General features: G+C 36.4%; 19 protein-coding genes and 1 tRNA gene. 12 read left to right on the top strand and 8 right to left on the bottom strand.

What is annotated here, in order from left to right; genetic code table 11:
- Positions 1-33 precede the first annotated feature (33 nt).
- Together O0955_RS03365 and O0955_RS03360 are read left to right on the top strand one after the other, a co-directional pair.
- Positions 34-107: transfer RNA gene (locus tag O0955_RS03365), tRNA-Asp, on the top strand.
- Positions 108-329: 222 nt separating this feature from the next.
- Entirely contained in the window at positions 330-572 is a 243-nt protein-coding gene (locus tag O0955_RS03360; RefSeq protein ID WP_269426108.1) for a GlsB/YeaQ/YmgE family stress response membrane protein, read from the top strand.
- A gap of 79 nt (positions 573-651) precedes the next feature.
- Here the strand turns inward: O0955_RS03360 and O0955_RS03355 are convergent, their stop codons facing one another.
- A complete protein-coding gene (locus O0955_RS03355; RefSeq protein WP_269426107.1) occupies positions 652-1,119 on the bottom strand; it encodes an Lrp/AsnC family transcriptional regulator in 468 nt (155 codons plus the stop codon).
- A 334-nt stretch (positions 1,120-1,453) separates the two neighbouring features.
- Between O0955_RS03355 and serC the strand changes: the two genes are divergently transcribed.
- Both serC and O0955_RS03345 read left to right on the top strand, forming a co-directional pair.
- A complete protein-coding gene (serC, locus tag O0955_RS03350) occupies positions 1,454-2,524 on the top strand; it encodes a 3-phosphoserine/phosphohydroxythreonine transaminase (protein WP_269426596.1) in 1,071 nt (356 codons plus the stop codon).
- A 20-nt stretch (positions 2,525-2,544) separates the two neighbouring features.
- Positions 2,545-3,714 (top strand): DUF1015 domain-containing protein, encoded by a 1,170-nt coding sequence (locus tag O0955_RS03345; protein ID WP_269426106.1) that lies wholly within the window; start codon positions 2,545-2,547, stop codon positions 3,712-3,714.
- Between the two features lies 1 nt (position 3,715).
- Here O0955_RS03345 and O0955_RS03340 read toward each other — a convergent pair whose 3' ends face one another.
- The 4 genes from O0955_RS03340 to O0955_RS03325 form a co-directional block, all read right to left on the bottom strand.
- Positions 3,716-4,954, bottom strand: a complete 1,239-nt coding sequence (locus O0955_RS03340) for an RNA polymerase sigma factor (protein ID WP_269426105.1) — start codon at positions 4,952-4,954, stop codon at positions 3,716-3,718.
- A gap of 50 nt (positions 4,955-5,004) precedes the next feature.
- Complete coding sequence (locus O0955_RS03335) at positions 5,005-5,346, bottom strand: YciI family protein (protein ID WP_269426104.1); 342 nt, start codon at positions 5,344-5,346, stop codon at positions 5,005-5,007.
- Between the two features lie 41 nt (positions 5,347-5,387).
- The gene (locus tag O0955_RS03330; RefSeq protein WP_269426103.1) at positions 5,388-5,852 is read right to left on the bottom strand and encodes a carboxymuconolactone decarboxylase family protein; all 465 of its coding nucleotides are present in this window, start codon (positions 5,850-5,852) and stop codon (positions 5,388-5,390) included.
- A gap of 149 nt (positions 5,853-6,001) precedes the next feature.
- Positions 6,002-6,910, bottom strand: coding sequence for a LysR family transcriptional regulator (locus O0955_RS03325; RefSeq protein ID WP_269426102.1), 909 nt, complete (start codon positions 6,908-6,910; stop codon positions 6,002-6,004).
- 14 nt (positions 6,911-6,924) lie between these two features.
- Between O0955_RS03325 and O0955_RS03320 the strand changes: the two genes are divergently transcribed.
- Positions 6,925-7,635, top strand: coding sequence for an NAD(P)H-dependent oxidoreductase (locus tag O0955_RS03320; protein ID WP_269426101.1), 711 nt, complete (start codon positions 6,925-6,927; stop codon positions 7,633-7,635).
- Positions 7,607-7,891: a putative quinol monooxygenase gene (locus tag O0955_RS03315; RefSeq protein WP_269426100.1), complete on the top strand. Its 285-nt coding sequence runs from the start codon at positions 7,607-7,609 to the stop codon at positions 7,889-7,891. Before O0955_RS03320 ends, O0955_RS03315 begins: the two co-directional genes overlap by 29 nt.
- Before the next feature lie 71 nt (positions 7,892-7,962).
- On the opposite strand, the gene O0955_RS03310 is transcribed toward O0955_RS03315, so the two are convergent.
- Entirely contained in the window at positions 7,963-8,817 is an 855-nt protein-coding gene (locus O0955_RS03310; RefSeq protein WP_269426099.1) for an EamA family transporter, read from the bottom strand.
- 164 nt (positions 8,818-8,981) lie between these two features.
- Positions 8,982-9,329: a hypothetical protein gene (locus tag O0955_RS03305; protein WP_269426098.1), complete on the bottom strand. Its 348-nt coding sequence runs from the start codon at positions 9,327-9,329 to the stop codon at positions 8,982-8,984.
- A gap of 138 nt (positions 9,330-9,467) precedes the next feature.
- On the opposite strand from O0955_RS03305, the gene O0955_RS03300 reads away from it, so the two are divergent.
- Positions 9,468-9,995 carry an ExbD/TolR family protein gene (locus tag O0955_RS03300; RefSeq protein ID WP_269426097.1) on the top strand — a complete coding sequence of 176 codons (528 nt, stop codon included), beginning with the start codon at positions 9,468-9,470 and terminating at the stop codon, positions 9,993-9,995.
- A gap of 58 nt (positions 9,996-10,053) precedes the next feature.
- Here the strand turns inward: O0955_RS03300 and metK are convergent, their stop codons facing one another.
- Positions 10,054-11,304, bottom strand: coding sequence for a methionine adenosyltransferase (gene metK / locus O0955_RS03295; RefSeq protein ID WP_269426096.1), 1,251 nt, complete (start codon positions 11,302-11,304; stop codon positions 10,054-10,056).
- A gap of 225 nt (positions 11,305-11,529) precedes the next feature.
- Between metK and O0955_RS03290 the strand changes: the two genes are divergently transcribed.
- The 5 genes from O0955_RS03290 (at position 11,530) to O0955_RS03270 (ending at position 16,408) form a co-directional block, all read left to right on the top strand.
- The gene (locus tag O0955_RS03290) at positions 11,530-12,411 is read left to right on the top strand and encodes a diacylglycerol/lipid kinase family protein (protein WP_269426095.1); all 882 of its coding nucleotides are present in this window, start codon (positions 11,530-11,532) and stop codon (positions 12,409-12,411) included.
- Between the two features lie 40 nt (positions 12,412-12,451).
- A complete protein-coding gene (locus O0955_RS03285) occupies positions 12,452-12,802 on the top strand; it encodes a translation initiation factor (protein ID WP_269426094.1) in 351 nt (116 codons plus the stop codon).
- Between the two features lie 178 nt (positions 12,803-12,980).
- Positions 12,981-14,576 carry a phosphoenolpyruvate carboxykinase (ATP) gene (gene pckA / locus O0955_RS03280; protein WP_269426093.1) on the top strand — a complete coding sequence of 532 codons (1,596 nt, stop codon included), beginning with the start codon at positions 12,981-12,983 and terminating at the stop codon, positions 14,574-14,576.
- A gap of 306 nt (positions 14,577-14,882) precedes the next feature.
- A complete protein-coding gene (locus O0955_RS03275) occupies positions 14,883-15,713 on the top strand; it encodes a MotA/TolQ/ExbB proton channel family protein (RefSeq protein WP_131538333.1) in 831 nt (276 codons plus the stop codon).
- A gap of 80 nt (positions 15,714-15,793) precedes the next feature.
- Positions 15,794-16,408, top strand: coding sequence for a biopolymer transporter ExbD (locus O0955_RS03270; protein WP_269426092.1), 615 nt, complete (start codon positions 15,794-15,796; stop codon positions 16,406-16,408).
- The last annotated feature ends 1 nt before the right edge of the window (position 16,409 follow it).

Below are 16,409 nucleotides of genomic sequence, written 5' to 3'. Positions count from 1 at the left end.
GGAAAGAGGTTCTGACTTTAAAGGAGAACAAAAGGAGTGGTAGTTCAGCTGGTTAGAATGCCTGCCTGTCACGCAGGAGGTCGCGGGTTCGAGTCCCGTCCATTCCGCAACAAAAGCTTTAACTTGAAAAAGTTGAGGCTTTTTTGGTTTAAATGCTTTTATAAATGTGATATCTATAGACATATTTGAAAAAGGGTATGCTGACTTTAAACCATCTGCTCACACGAATTTGCTTTTAAACCAATTATTTAATCCATATAAAAAGAATTTTTATTAAAATAAATCGCTAATTTCATTTATACATTAACTAAACATTTAATAAAAAAATTATGGATTTTCTTTGGTTTCTTTTAATCGGAGCAGTATCAGGCTGGTTGGCTGGTCAGCTCTGGAAAGGCTCAGGCTTTGGTTTGCTTGGTAACATTATTGCCGGTATAGTTGGTGGTGTTGTTGGCGGCTGGATAGCCGGTAAGCTTGGTATCGGAGGCGGAGGTTTGCTATGGCAAATTATAATTGCTGCAGGTGGAGCATGGGTAATTCTTTTTCTGATCAGTTTGGTGAAGAAAAAATAAAACTTCCAGCCAGTTAATAAAAATAAAAAAGGGTCATTTAAACCAAATTTAAATGACCCCTTTTTATAATATCTGAACTTTACAAAGGATAGGCGGTTTGATGTTTAACTTCAGATAATGCTAAAAAGCTTTGTATGTTACCCACATGCGGGAGTGATCTTAATTTTCCCTGCAAAAATTCATTGTAGGAAACCATATCCGGCATTACCATTTTCAGCATGAAATCAAAATTACCCGTTAACCGATAGCACTCCATCACCTCGGGCAATTTCACAACTTCCAATTCAAACTGACGCAATACCTCTTCCGAATGATTGGTAAGCTGTATATGTGGAAAAGCAATAAAAAGCGACTTTATCTTTTGGATGTTAACCAAAGCCACTGTATTTTTAATAAAACCAGCCTCTTTCAATTTTTTTACCCGCTCTACAACTGAAGTTATACTTTTTTGAAGCTGATGACTCATTTCTTTTTGGGTCATTAATCCATCTTTTTGCAAAAGGTTTAGTATGGCAATATCCGTTTGATCCAATGTATTAGCACTCATAGATAGATGTTTGACTTAGTGTTTATTTTTCATTTTTTTAAGGCTTTTCAAATATACCTAAAAATTAGATTTTCTTTATTGTGAAGCAATAAAATATCCAAAAACCGATTGTTTTCTTAGTGTAAATTATACAATAAATATCACTTTACGCCGGAGTAAAAAAGAATTTAATTCTGTGCAAATTAAAAGAATTAATTCTAAACCAAATAAACGAAAGGTTGGAGTGACATAAAATAGTTTTTTTAATCAAAATTTTGAGTCTATAATCTTTAAATGTTTAAACCACTGATATTTACGGAGTAAATTTTAACCAAATATGAGTGTACAAACCTTAGTGAAACATAATTTTGGAGCAGGACCTTGTATTCTGCCTTCTTCAGTAATGCAACAAGCGGCTGATGCAGTTTTAAACTGGAATGATTCAGGTCTTTCTATTCTGGAAGTCTCTCACCGGTCTCCCGAATTTGAAGAAGTTGTGCTTAAAACCCAGTTATTGGTTAGAGAACTGCTCAATGTGCCGAAGAATTACTCGGTTTTGTGTCTGCAGGGCGGTGCCAGCACACAATTTTCAATGATCCCTATGAATTTTTTGCAGGGAAAAACGATAGCTTCTTATTTGGATACCGGATATTTTGCGCAAAAGGCAATTAAAGAAGCTCGTTTATTTGGCGATGTTGAAATCGTAGGTTCTTCACGTGATAAAGACTATGCTTATATCCCCGATCATTACCATGTACAGCATGCTTCGGCCTATTTACATGTTACTTCTAACAATACAATTGAGGGAACCGAAATTTTCGATTTTCATGATACAGGTGTTCCGCTAATCTGCGATATGTCATCTGATATTTTTTCCAGAAAAATTAATGTCCGCGACTTCGATCTGATTTATGCCGGTGCCCAGAAAAATATGGGGCCTGCAGGTATGACTTTGGTTATTGTAAAAAATGATCTGTTGGACAGCGTCAAACATCAGGTGCCATCTATGTCTGATTACCGCATTTATAGGGATAATCAAAGTATGTTTAACACGCCTCCGGTATTCGCCATTTATGTATCTATGCTAAACCTGCTTTGGTTAAAAAATGAAGGCGGAGTAGAGGGAATTGAGATTCAAAACAAAAAGAAAGCGCAAATGTTGTATGCTGAAATTGATCGGAATTCCTTGTTTGTTGGTAATGCGAATTTAGCACACCGTTCCCGAATGAATGTTACCTTTAGAATGCGTAATCCTGAAATTGAATCGGACTTTTTAGCGTTTGCTTCAGAGAGGGGCATGGTTGGGATTAAAGGTTATCGTACGGTTGGTGGTTTTAGGGCATCGCTGTACAATGCATTGCCTTTGCATAGCGTTAAAGCATTAGTAAAAGTAATGCAGGAATTTGAAGCCTTACAAACTCAATAAACGTAAAAACAACTTAAATCATGGCAAATATAAAAGCATTCAAGGCTCTGCATCCTAATGGCAGCCGGATTAATAACCGGTTTATTGAGCATGCAGAAGTTGGGCTAGGAGAAGAAATGCTTGAAATAAAACGGATGTTAGTGCCCAAAAAGGGTAGCTCACTGGTTTTGGGAACCATTCAAACTTACGATGATAACCTAAATGAACTGATTGATTCGGGATTATATCATCAGGAAAAAGAACCGGCAATTTATATATACGAGCTGCAAATTAACCAGGGTAGGCAATATGGGGTTTGGGTAATGACGGATATTCAGGATTTGCTTAATGGTGCTATGATTACCCATGAAAATACTTTAGCAGACAGGGAAGCCCGTTTGCACGAGTACAGGAAAGATATTGGCCTGGAGGGGTCTCCGGTATTATTAACGTATCGGCCACAGGCTGAAATTAATGTTTTAATTGAGCAGATTGTAAAAAGCAGGGAGGCAGAAATATTTTCAATCGGTGGGATAGCACATCGTTTATGGAAAGTTAATGAAGTGAATTTTATCTTAAAGTTTAAAAATGCTTTTCAAAAAGTTAACCGCGTTTATGTTGCCGACGGGCACCATCGACTCGCTGCTGCAGAGGAACTGCATAAGGTTAAACCACAGTGGATTACTGCTTTGTACGTGTCGAGTGATCAGATTAAAATAAGTGAATTTAACCGCGTTGTTATTCCAGAAAAAAAAGTGTCGAAATCAGAATTATTTAGTGCGATTGAAACGTATTTTTACATCTCACCAATTCCCGGTAATGTCCCGTTTCGGCCAAATAAGCAACATTGTTTTGGTGTTTGCTTTGATGGGGTATGGTATCAGCTGGATTTAAAAGAAGACAAAGCTATGCTTAAGCAGGAAACCGATGTTGCTATTTTACAACATAAAATTTTGCAGCCGCTGTTTGGTATTGATAATCCTGCAACAAATCCCTGTTTACATTCTTTCCCAACCAATCGATGGGAGGAAATGTTAACCGAAGCAAAAAATAATCCAACTGCAGTGGTGTTTAGTCTTTATCCTATGAGTGTAGACCAGTTAATCGGGCAGGTAGAAAAGCACGTTACCTTACCCCCCAAATCTACTTTTATAGAGCCAAAGATTCCTTTCGGTTTACTTTTGTACAGCCATAAACTTGATGAAGAATAGGTCAGGCTTTTTTTTCAAAATCCAGAATTTTATTTGAAATAAGCATTTTGTCTGCCGGAGATTTAGCAAGTGATAAAGCCGTTTTGAAATGTAAAATAGCTTTAGTGGCATCCACCCCCCGATACAATTCGCCAAGCAGCGAATGATACAAATGATTATCCGTTAGTTTTAATTTTTCCGCTTCAATAATTGCTTCAGCATTCCCGTTGGCTTTAGAAAGTGCATACGTTCTGTTTAGTGCTGCTATTGGAGAATACTCAATTAATAAAAGCCGATTGTAAAGTTGTAAAATGCTTTCCCATTTCTCAGTAGTTTCGGTTTTAAGGGTATGCCAGTAAGCGATGCCTGCTTCCAGATGATATTTAGAAACCCGGTTGCCTTGAGAGGCTTCGCTTAAATAATATTTGCCTTTATTAATGAGTTCTTCGTTCCAAAGTGATTTATCCTGATCCTGGTATAAAATTGTAGCCCCATACTGATCGGTTCTGGCTTCGAACCTTGAAGAGTGGAAGCACATTAATGACAATAAGGCATTGACCGGGGGCGTATTGGTCTGTTTGTTTTCGACGAGTAAAAAAGTTAACCGCATCGCTTCTAAACAAAGGTCTTTACGTAAGCTTGTGTCCTGACTGGAAGAATAATAGCCCTCATTAAACAATAAATAAAGCGTAGTTAATACCGTTTCCAGTCTTTCGTCTATTTCTTTTTCCTTCGGAAACTCAATCTTTACCTGCGCAATACGCAACTTTTCTTTTGCCCTGAAAAGGCGTTTGTTTATGGTTTCCTTGTTGCTTAAAAATGCATCTGCAATTTCAGTAATGCCAAAACCACAAAGGATGCGTAAGGATAAGCTAATTTGTGCTTCAGTAGAAATTGCCGGGTGGCAAAGCGCAAACATCATTTGCAACTGACTATCGGTAATGTTTTTTTCAGAAAGATCGATTTCAATTTCATGGATCTCAGAAGTGGAGTATTGTACCTGCTGTACAATTTTATCCCTGAAAATCTGATTATGCTTAAAATAATTTTTGGCTTTGTTTTTTGCCACGGTATAAAGCCAGGCTGTAGGATTTTCCGGCAAACCTTTGATGCTCCATAATTCTGTGGCCATTAAAAATGTATCGCTTGCAATATCTTCCGCAATTTCAATATGATCAATACCGAATAATTTGCACAGCACCGAAGTTATTTTTCTGTACTCTGTCCGGAATAAATGAGGGATAAATTCTTGTTGTTCCATATTTTAAATAAAGCCTCTGCACTTAATACAAAGGCTTTATCATTTTTAGCTTACAATACGCTTACTTCTCTAACCTCTACAGTTGCACCAATGCTTAAACCCGGGCATTCTTTTGCTATTTCCGTTGCCTCATCAAGAGAAGCCGCTTTAATGGCGATATAACCACCTACAAACTCTTTTGTTTCGGTATAAGGTCCATCTGTTATCAATTCGCTTGAACGGACTACTTTTCCAGAAGGTTCAAGGCGATTTCCTTTATCTGTTAGTTTATTTTGTGCGGCAATACCACCAATCCAGTCCATCCAACGTTTAGTAACGGCCTGGAGTTCTTCTGGCGAGTGCTGGGACGTAGATTTATAATCATTTCTAAATATTAATAAGAAATCTTTCATTTTCGTTTATTTTTTAGTCCGTTATAGAAATAAGAATTAAGTTAACCACCAAACTGGCCCACTTGGTAAGTGCCAACAGCGGCTCCAAAGGCAATGTTTATTCTGTTCCAACCGTTTATGGCAACAATTGCCATAGCCAAATCTATTAATTCTGCTTCAGAAAAATGTTTGCTTGCCTCATCATAAATCACATCAGGCACTAAACCGCCTTCAATTCTGGTAAGCGATTCAGCAAAAGCCAATGCGGCACGCTCCTGCTCCGAATAAAATGGGGCTTCCCGCCATGCATCTAATACATATAAACGTTGCTCTGTCTCACCTTCTGCTCTCAAATCCTTCGCATGCATATCCAGGCAATAAGCGCAACCGTTAATTTGAGATACCCTGAAATAAATTAAATTTAAAATTGATTTTTTAATGGTTGATTTTGCTAAATAACTGCCTAAACCAAACATTGCTTTAAAAGCACCTTGTCCTTTTTCTTGTAGGTTGATTCTCTGTTTCATGTTCATTAATTTTAATTGTTAAAACCGAATGACAACTGAACTTTTGGAAATAGGACAACTTTTAAAGTTTTTATTAAATAATTTATCAATTTATAGGCAAAATGTATGTTTAATGCTTTTTAAAAGAGATTTCAGACGATCAAAAATTGTTAACCTTCTATTCTGGCCATTACTTTTTTAAATAAATTTTTAATTAAATCGATTTCCGTTAAGTATTGGGTTTTCTTTCTGCAACCAAAATAAAGGATATTTTTAAGTTTAACAGATCCTTCCCATATTACTTTAATCTGGCCTTTATCCACTTCTCTTTTGCATAAAAAATCTGGAATAATGGCTAAACCATTACCGCCAGAAAGACAACGCACAATAGAATTTAAATTTGGAACAATATAATTAGGCCTGAAATCGGGATGTTTACCAAAATTTAATTGCCAAAAGCGCAGCAAATGTTCCATATCTCCGGTAGTTCCGTACCATTTCTGGTTTTTTAACCATTCCTCAATAGCGAAGCTATCTTTTTTCTTTACAATTTTTTTAAAGGCCTCATCATCGGTTCCATTCCCACCAACCAGAACAATGGTTTCTGACGAAAAAGCCTCGTGTTCAATATTAGGAGAATTGCCTTTTTGAGGAGTAATAATTAAATCCAGAATGCCCTTATCCAATTGGTCTAACATTTCAGGATATTCTCCAAATTTGATAATCACATTAAATGGAAGGGTAGAAATATATTGCTCAAGGGTAATTTGAAACGTTTCGAAACACATGCCTACACTGATGGTTGGGGTGTGTTTCTCTGTACTTTTTTGGAAATGTTTTTCTGCTTCTTCCAACTTGCTTAAAGGTTCTGTTACAAAATTGTATAATACCTTACCTTTTTCTGTTGGTAACATTTTTCGCCCGGTGCGTTCAAATAATTTGTAACCCACATAACTTTCTAACGAGCTTAAATGTAAGCTCACGCCCGGCTGCGAGATAAAAAGGCTTTCGGCGGCGCCTGTTAAAGTCCCGGTTTTGTAAATCGCCTTAAAACTTCTGTACCATTCTAAATTGACCATGTGCTATTATAATTATGATACAAAGATATGATTTAACTTATTTTTATGATAAGAAATACGGTGGTAATTTTGTGTTATCAAAAAAAGAAAACGATATGACAAAGATATTCATCATTAATGGAGGACAAAAATTTGAGCACTCTGGTGGAAGGTTTAATGAAACCATCGCAGGTGTAACGGCAGATTTTTTTTCAGGCTTAGAAGAATTTGAAGTTAAAACTACTAATATTAACGACGATTACGATCCAAAAGAGGAAGTTGAAAAATATGTTTGGGCCGATGTTGTAATTTATCATACCCCAATTTGGTGGTTTCAAGTGCCACATGGGTTTAAAGCATATATTGATGTTGTTTTTAGTGAAGGGCATAAAAATGGAATTTACCACAGCGATGGCCGTACATCAGCAAATCCAAAAATAAATTATGGAACAGGCGGCATGTTGCATGGTCGAAAATATATGGTAACGACATCATGGAATGCACCAAAAGAGGCATTTACATTGCCAGGCGAATTTTTTAATCAAACCAGTGTAGACCAGGGTATTTTATTTGGCTTCCACAGAATGAATGCATTTACCGGGATGGAGCCTATTCCGGGAATCCACTTTCATGATGTAGAGAAAAATGCGGATGTGATAAACGATATGGAATTGTACAAAGCGCATTTAACCCAAAACTTTATTAATTTAAAAGAATATGAGCATTTATCTGACAGTAACCATTAAGGGTAAAACGGAAAAAACAGAAGCGCTAAAATCACTTTTACTGGATATGGTTGTAAATTCAAGGAAAGAAACCGCTTGTTTACAATACGATTTGCATCATGAGGTTGAAGAAAACATATTTATTTTCCATGAAGAGTGGGCAGATCAGGCCGGATTGGATGCGCACAATGAACAAAGTTATATTAAAGCATTTGTAGAAAAATCCAAAGATCTGGCAGATGATATCGTGATTTACAGCACGAAAAAACTAGCTTAATAAAGATAATCAATTATAAGGTTAATAGGCTGCAATTGCGTGATGAACAATTGTGGCTTATTTATTTAACATTACAACTTAACCCTTTTGGCGGTAAGCGTTGAACCTGCACTGGCAATAACTACACAGGCAACCGCCAAACACTCAGTAAAGTTGAGTTTTTCCTGTAAAAAGATAAAAGCACAAACTGCTGCCGCTGCAGGTTCTAAACTCATTAAAATACTAAAAGTACGCGAAGGGAGTTGTTTTAAAGCTTTCATTTCAAGGGTAAAGGGAATAGCGCTTGATAATAATGCAAGAGCAGCGCCCAAGCCTAATAATTTTAGATTGAGGTTGCTTAACCCGCCACTAAAAATGCCAAAAGGTAATATCAGTGCTGTTGCAAACAGCATTCCAACAGTTACAGCTTCGCCGCCGTTCATAATTTTCGAAATCCGGCCCCCAAGTAAAATATAGGCTGCCCAAAAACCTCCAGCGGTAAGTGCCAGTAATACTCCAACAAGATCAACGCCTTTACCTGTCCACGGTGCAATTAATGCTATACCTGCACCTGCAAGGATTACCCAAAGGAAATCTATCGCTCTTTTTGAACCCAGGATAGCCACCAATAGCGGCCCGAAAAACTCAAGCGTTACGCCTAATCCAATGGGAATTCTTTCGATGGCCATGTAAAAAATCATATTCATAGCCCCCAAAGAAAGTCCATAAGGAATTACGGCTTTCCATTGTTTTGCAGAGAGTTTACCTAAGTTTGGGCGGTAAGCAATCAGTAAAATAATAGCCGATAAACCAATTCTTAATGAAGCAGTACCCGCTGCGCCGATAGAAGGAAATAAACCTTTGGCAATTGCTGCACCAAATTGAACACTTAAAATGGCTAATAATACTGCAGGAAGTGGAGGAATATTGAGTAACTTACTTTTCATTAACAGGTTTGATCTTTGAGCGGGCAAAGTTACCAAATTCAAACCCCTGAAAGGTTAATTTAATGACACATTAAGCCATTTGATCAATATTTAGGCCTTTTTAATCAAAACAGAGGTTTGCAAATGCCACGTTTACAAACCCCTGTTATTAATTTTTGAGTCTTTTAAGAGAACAACTCTTGTTCATCGCGATCAGCGGTTGGTATTTTTTTTAAGAAATCGTCAAATGACGATCCTGTATGATCAGAATAAATACCATAAGCATCTAAAATGTATCCAATATTTTTATCCTGATCTTCTACCAGGTATAAAACAGAATTATCTGCCGGATCAGAGTCGCCTTCAAAGCGGTATGTTTTAACAATAGTTAAATCTTCTGGTTTGTAAATTTTTCCTAAACTTAACGCCTGCATTTTACCATGATCAGACATTTTTAATTCGTTATCTTTTCCTTTTGACCTCAGCTTTTCTAAAATCTGACTTAAGGTATTCATTGCGGTTGACTGTTCCATAGTTATATGATTTTAAGTATTAATTAAACAAGTGGTTAAGCAAATGGTTTTTATCAAATCATTAATTAAAAGTTAAATTCAAATTGCTTTATGTAATTCGCTTCATGTTGTCATCATCATTAAAAAAAACTAAACTATATGGCAACATTAAATGCTCCTGAAAATGGCAAGGCTGTTAAAGGAAGAACCAAAAAATCGGCCCCAAGGGTAGACCTTACAGCTATGGTAGATCTGATGTTTTTACTCACTACGTTTTTTATGCTTACTACGTCGCTGGGGAGTTTAAATGCCGCAGAAATAGCAAAACCAATTCCTGCTGATGAGGCTATGCCTTATCCCGCATCGAGGACAATGACCATTTTGCTGGGTAAAAATAATGAAGCGGCCTGTTACATGGGCGAGATGGAAAAGGCGGAAATGAAAGCCATTTCTATAAAAAATATGAAACAGGAAATTAATGCAAACAAGCAACTGGTTGCCAAAACACATCATAATAATCCAGCAAAACATATGATTGTAATTATTAAACCAACCAAAACCTCAAAATTTCAGGATTTTGTTGATGTTTTGGACGAAATGAAAATAGGGGATATAAAATCTTATTCTATAGATGACGATCATATTTCGGACCGGGAAAAAGATTTCATGAAAAGCAAAGGGTTATAAAGCAAAAAGACCCTTCCAGAATATCGGAAAGGGTCTTTTAATATTATAATAGAATCAATTAAATGCCGAAAGCAGTTTTAACCTGATCTGCATAATCTAATTTCTCCCAGGTAAACAATTCAACCGAAAGCATTTTTTCTTCACCGTTTGGTGTTCTGAAAGTCTTATTAACGGTTTCCGGCTTACGACCCATGTGACCATAAGCAGCAGTTTCGCTATAAATAGGATTTCTTAATTTTAAGCGCTGCTCAATAAAGTAAGGGCGCATATCAAAAATAGATTCTACAATTTTAGCAATCTCGCCATCTGTTTTGTTCACTTTACCTGTACCGTAGGTATTAATATAAATTCCCATTGGTTTTGCAACACCGATTGCATATGACACCTGTACTAAAATTTCGTCAGCAACACCTGCTGCTACTAAATTTTTAGCGATATGGCGGGTAGCATAAGCTGCACTTCTATCTACTTTACTTGGATCTTTACCTGAAAAAGCACCACCACCATGAGCACCTTTACCACCATAAGTATCGACAATAATTTTTCTTCCGGTTAAACCGGTATCGCCATGTGGTCCACCAATAACAAATTTGCCGGTTGGATTAATGTGGTATTCAATTTTATCGTTGAACAAATGTGCATATTGAGGATTATTTTTAATAATTCTCGGGATCAGAATATCTACTAAATCTTTTTTGATTTTAGCGAGCATAGTGCTTTCTTCATCAAAATCATCATGCTGAGTAGAAATTACAATGGCATCAATACGAACAGGTTTATTGTTATCATCATATTCTAAAGTAACCTGGCTTTTTGCATCCGGGCGTAAATAAGTGATTTCTTTATTTTCGCGTCTTAAAACGGCAAGTTCCTGTAAAAGTTTATGAGAAAGATCTAAAGCCAAAGGCATAAAATCTTCAGTTTCGTTGGTTGCGTAGCCAAACATCATACCCTGATCTCCGGCACCCTGTTCTTCTTTAGTGGTACGGTCAACACCCTGATTAATATCCTGAGACTGTTCGTGAATGGCAGATAAAATACCACAAGAATTTGCCTCAAACATATATTCGCTTTTAGTGTAACCAATTTTTTTGATCACATCACGGGCAATTTGTTGCACGTCTAAATAAGTTTTAGATTTTACTTCACCTGCTAAAATAACCTGGCCTGTGGTAACCAGCGTTTCGCAGGCAACCTTCGATTCAGGATCGAAAGCTAAAAAGTTATCAATCAATGCATCCGAAATTTGATCAGCAATTTTATCCGGGTGGCCTTCAGAAACGGATTCTGATGTAAATAAATACGACATTTATTAAAAATTAACAATATAAATAAACAAATTAATAATTGCCAATGACCCCTGGAAACAGGTTTTAAAATGATTGAAGGTGGCATTAGCACTTTTTTTTAAGTGGTTGCAATCCGGCTCCAATTAATTAGAGTAGCAAATCAGTCCACTTTTTAATGCTGCAAAATTAGCATATTTTCTTTATTTCAAAAATTATAGATTATTTTGTGGCCTCATTCAAAAGCTTTGCAAGTCAAAACCAATATTCTATTCATTATAAACCCAATCTCTGGTGGGAAAGGAAAATTACGCATCCCGGCACTTATAGATAGGTATTTGGACAAAGAAAAGTTTAGCCCTAACTTTAGTTTTACTGAATATGTTGGGCATGCATCGGAGATAGCGGATGAGGCTGCAGGCAAAAATTTTGACATAATTGTGGCAGCAGGAGGCGATGGTACCATTAATGAGGTGGCTACCAAAGTTATGCAGCATCAAAAAGTACTTGGTGTTTTACCTTTAGGATCAGGCAATGGTCTGGCCAGGTTTCTTAATATTCCTAAAGATTTAAAAGAAGCCATATTACTTCTGAATACCCAAAAAATAGAACAAATAGATTCTGCCGTATTTAATGGAAGGCCATTTTTTAATCTGGCCGGAATGGGTTTTGATGCACATTTAAGCTCGGTATTTTCCAATGATAAAAAAAGAGGGCTAACCGGATATTTAAAACTTGGGCTTAAGGAAGTGTTTAACTATAAGCCGCAACAATACCTGATTGATATTGATGGGGTAGAATATAAACGAAAAGCATTTGCCATTAGCATTGCCAATTCATCGCAATATGGCAATGATGTATTTATAGCGCCAACAGCTTCTGTAAAAGATGGTTTATTAGATGTATGCATCATTAAACCCTTTTCGCTCTTTAAATTACCTGTACTAAGTTATGTCATGCTAAGAGGCACTGCTGAAACTTCGGACATGATTGAAATTATAAAAGGGAAAAACATTAAAATCGTTCGTGAAAAAGAATCAGCTGTACATGTAGACGGCGAACCTTTATACATGGGAAAAGATTTAGAAATCAATATCAAGCCGTTATCTTTGCAGGTAATTGTTCCTTAAAGGATACGTTATCTATCCAGGTTCCAATTAATTTATAGTCATGAAACCAAAGAAAAATAGTTTAAGCGATTTGGGTGGAATTATGTACTCTACAAATCCAGAATTTGAATATGAAGAAGAGGTTGATGATACCGTAACGCTTCCAAATCAGCAGCAGGATTTTAGAGTACAGCTTGATAAAAAAAATCGGGGCGGCAAAGCCGTAACCTTAATTACGGGCTTTAAAGGGAAGAGTGAAGACCTTGATGTTTTAGGAAAAATGCTTAAAACCAAATGCGGCGTAGGAGGTTCAGTTAAAGATGGAGAAATATTGATCCAGGGAGATGTTAGAGACAAAGTGGTTGGTATTCTTCAAAAAGAAGGTTACAAAGTAAAAAAAGCAGGCGGATAAATTTATTGACTTAGTGTAAAAATCGATTTTTTTAAAGCTATTATTTTGAATATAATTAACTGACTATAAGTTTGTTAATTGATAGTGTATTTGCTACAATATGTAAAAAATAAGCAAAAAAGGCTCGGTTTTTTGAAAGATATCTTTTTACCTTTGCTCCACTAACTAACTTATTGTTATGAGCATAAAGAAACTGCAAACGCCCGATTTAAGCTATTTAAATTTAGGGAAAAATGTTGCTGTACATTACCAATTGTCTCCCGCAGAGCTAATTGAGAAGGCATTGTTGAATAAAGAAGGGAGCCTGGCATCATCAGGTGCCTTAGCTATCGACACCGGAAAATTCACCGGCAGATCACCAAAAGATCGCTTTATAGTGTGTGATGAAGTAACTGAAAACACAGTTTGGTGGGGCGATGTTAACATTAAAATCAGTCCTGCAAATTTTGACCAGTTATTTAACAAGATTACAAACTATCTGGCTGATCAAGCGATTTATGTAAGAGATTCATCTGCCTGTGCCGATCCTGATTATTCTATATCCATTAGAGTAATTACAGAAACAGCATATCAAAACTTATTTGCAAATAACTTATTTATCCGCCCGGAAGAAGGTTCTTTAGGCTCAAATCCGGAATGGACCATTATAGCAGCACCGGGCTTTTTAGCCGATCCGTTGGTTGATGGCACCAGACAAGAAAATTTCTCGGTGATCAATTTCAGTAAAAAAATGATTTTGATTGGCGGAACAGGGTATACAGGCGAAATTAAAAAAGGTATTTTTTCTGTTCTTAACTTTATTCTGCCGGTTTATAAAAATACATTATCAATGCACTGCTCGGCTAATGTTGGTGCTGAAGGCGATACGGCAATCTTTTTTGGACTGTCCGGTACTGGAAAAACTACATTATCCGCTGATCCGGAAAGAGGTTTAATCGGAGACGATGAACATGGCTGGGGGCAGGATTCTGTTTTTAACTTTGAAGGTGGTTGCTACGCAAAATGTGTTGATTTAACACCTGAAAAAGAACCGCAAATTTATAAAGCAATAAAATTTGGCTCTTTATTAGAGAACATAAATTATTTTGGAGACAGCAGGGAGGTCGATTTTTCAAACATTGAAAAAACCGAAAATACGCGTGTTGCTTACCCAATTGATTATATTGATAATGCAATTTTACCATCTGTTGCAGCAGTTCCAAAAAATATATTCTTTTTAACTGCAGATGCATTTGGCGTGCTTCCTCCAATTTCAAAATTGAATGTAGAGCAAGCGATGTTTCACTTCATGAGTGGTTATACCGCTAAAGTTGCAGGTACTGAAACTGGTATTACAGAGCCCCAGTTAACTTTTTCTGCTTGTTTTGGTAAAGCTTTCCTGCCTTTGCATCCGGCTAAATACGCGGATTTACTGGGCGAAAAAATGCAAAAACATCAGGTAAATGTTTGGCTGGTTAATACGGGCTGGTCTGGTGGCGCCTACGGAACAGGTAAAAGAATGAAGCTAAGCTTTACACGGGCTATGATTACTGCTGCATTAAACGGAAGTTTAAATCATGTTAATTACCAAGAGCATGATATATTTAAACTGATGATGCCGGTTAGTTGTCCGGATGTTCCATCAGAAATTTTAGACCCTTCGGCAACGTGGGCAAATAAAGAAGAATATACTTTTAAAGCGAAAGAATTAGCAGCCGCATTTTTAGAGAACTTTAAGCAATTTGAAGGAGTGAAACACTCCAATTCTTCCAAAGAAGAGTTAAAATTGTGCTAATTATGCTTTAAAATGCATTTTTTCATCGAAAAATTTGCAATTAGGTTTTTTTTTAGTTTTTATTGTGAAAGAATTGCCTCCGGCTGAGGCAATTTTTTTGTTATACGCCAAAGTGATGAACCGTAAAACTAAAAGCATTAAGTAACGATTTAATTGTTTATTGATTTATTAATTTGTAATTTAAAATCAATTTATAAATTTGTTTTTCGCAACAAATCAAGATAAACAAACGTTGTGAGTATTACAAAAGAGAAAAAAACAGCTAAAAATTAAAAACAAGAACTAAAAACTAAAAATTTAAAAAAAATGGCAAACGCACCAAAACCAACAATTGTTAAAAAAGAGAGCTCTTCAAGTGCAGCAAATTTATTTGCAACGTTCGTTATTCCAATCTGTATCGTAATTGGATTCTGTGTTTGGAGATTCGTGTTCGGAGAAGGCACTAACTTTATTGATGGCGATAGAGAGAAGTTACCTCTACCTGGAAACTATCTTGGAACAGCTTATAAGGGAGGCCCAATTGTTGCCATCTTAGTTGGATTATTATTAGTAGTAATCGTATTCTCAATCGAGCGTTTTATCGTAATTGGTAAAGCAAGTGGTAAAAGCAGCCTGGATACTTTCATCCGTAAAGTACAAGGATTATTAAGCGCAGGTAACATCGACGCTGCAAAAGCAGAATGCGATAAACAACAAGGATCTGTTGCAAACGTAATTAAATCAGGATTAAAAAAATATAGCGAAGTTGAAGCTGACACCAATATGGATGTTGAGCAATCAATCGTTGCTATTCAAAAAGAGGTTGAAGAAGCTACAGCTTTAGAAATGCCAATGTTAGAGCAAAACTTAACTGTAATTGCAACATTAGTATCAATCGGTACATTAGTAGGTTTATTAGGTACAGTAACAGGTATGATCCGTGCATTCGCCGGTTTAGCAAACTCTGGTGCTCCAGATCAGTCAGCATTAGCAGTAGGTATCTCTGAGGCACTTATCAATACAGCAACAGGTATCTTGGTATCAACTGTAGCAATTATCATGTACAATGTGTTAACTTCTAAAATTGACAAGTTAACTTACGCAATCGACGAAGCTGGTTTCAGTATCGTTCAAACATACGCTAGTTCGCATAAATAAAAATTTTGAAAAAATTTTTACCGGCTTTATGGAAAACCGGAAAAAAGATCATCATTATTAAAAACTAGTAATTTTATATTATGCCTAGAATAAAAGTTAAAAGAACAAGTACGGTAACAGATATGACTGCCATGTGTGATGTGGCGTCGCTGTTGCTTACCTTCTTCATATTAACTGCAACTGCAAGGCAACCCGAACCACTGGCTGTAACAACTCCTACTTCTACGTATGAGTTTAAAGTTCCGGCTGAAAATAATGCCATTTTAACAATTGGACAGGGAAAGGTTTTCTTTGAAGTAGCAGGAAATAAAGTAAGAGCGAGAACTCTTGAATTAATTGGTAAACAATACAACGTTGATTTTACACCAGAAGAAATAAAACGTTTTTCTGTAATCTCAACTTTTGGTGTGCCGGTTTCAGAGTTGAAAAAGTTTATCGCAATGTCTGGCTCTGACAGGATGAAGAAAGGCGTACAAACAGGTATTCCAAGTGATTCTACTGATAACCAGTTAAACTCATGGGTTTTACAGGCTCGTACTGCAACAGCTGAGATTAATCAACAGCCAATGCGTGTAAGTATTAAAGGAGATTCAAAAGAAGAGTACCCTGTAATTAAAAAGATTGTTGATGTGCTTCAGAAACAAAAAGTGAATAAATTTTTGTTGGTTACTAACGCTGAAGCTAAAAAGAAATAAG

The organism is Pedobacter punctiformis (assembly GCF_027213715.1).
In the GTDB taxonomy this organism is placed as follows: Bacteria; Bacteroidota; Bacteroidia; order Sphingobacteriales; family Sphingobacteriaceae; genus Pedobacter; species Pedobacter punctiformis.
This window is presented reverse-complemented; position numbering and strand designations above follow the sequence as displayed.